We start from the raw sequence: 652 nt of genomic DNA on the forward strand, positions 1-652 counted from the left end.
CCGAATCAGCGACGGCGTGAAGATCTCGGAGCGCTACAAGACCACCGACCAGGTCGAGAAGGCCACGATCGAAGAGCGCAACTACACCTACCTGTATGAAGACCAGGACGGCTTCCACTTCATGAACCCGGAAACCTACGACCAGGTCCAGGTGCCGAAGGATGTCGTCGGCACCCAGGCGGCGTATCTCCAGGAGAACATGACCGTCAAGCTGTCCATGCACGACACCAACCCGGTCTCGATCGCGCTGCCGCAGCGTGTCACGCTCGAGGTCGTGGACACCGAGCCGGTCACCAAGGGCCAGACGGCGTCGTCCTCCTACAAGCCCGCCGTTCTCTCCAACGGCGTCCGGACCGGCGTGCCGCCGCACATCACCGTCGGCACCCGGATTGTCGTCATGACCGAGGACGGTTCATACTGCGAGCGCGCGAAGGACTGACACGGCAACACGGATGATCTGACGCCGGGGGGCGCGGGGATTGGGGGCAAGGAACACCTTTATCACCGTCGCCCTGGCGGCGGTGATCACGCCGGCCGCGACCTCTCTGGCAGGCGCGGCCGAATCCTTCGCCACGCCTGTCATCTCGCTTCAGCGCGCCGATTGGCGCGCGGCACTCGACCAGCTTCGCTCCGAGCTCACGACCGCGCCCGA

General features: G+C 65.3%; 1 protein-coding gene. It reads left to right on the plus strand.

The genetic code is table 11. The annotated features are described in order from the left end of the window. Window positions 1-439, plus strand: a 439-nt coding sequence (locus tag BRAO375_RS19685) for an elongation factor P (RefSeq protein ID WP_035641341.1), incomplete at its 5' end; no start/stop codon positions are given. Window positions 440-652: the final 213 nt, after the last annotated feature.

It is taken from the genome of Bradyrhizobium sp. ORS 375 (assembly GCF_000239775.1).
GTDB lineage: Bacteria > Pseudomonadota > Alphaproteobacteria > Rhizobiales > Xanthobacteraceae > Bradyrhizobium.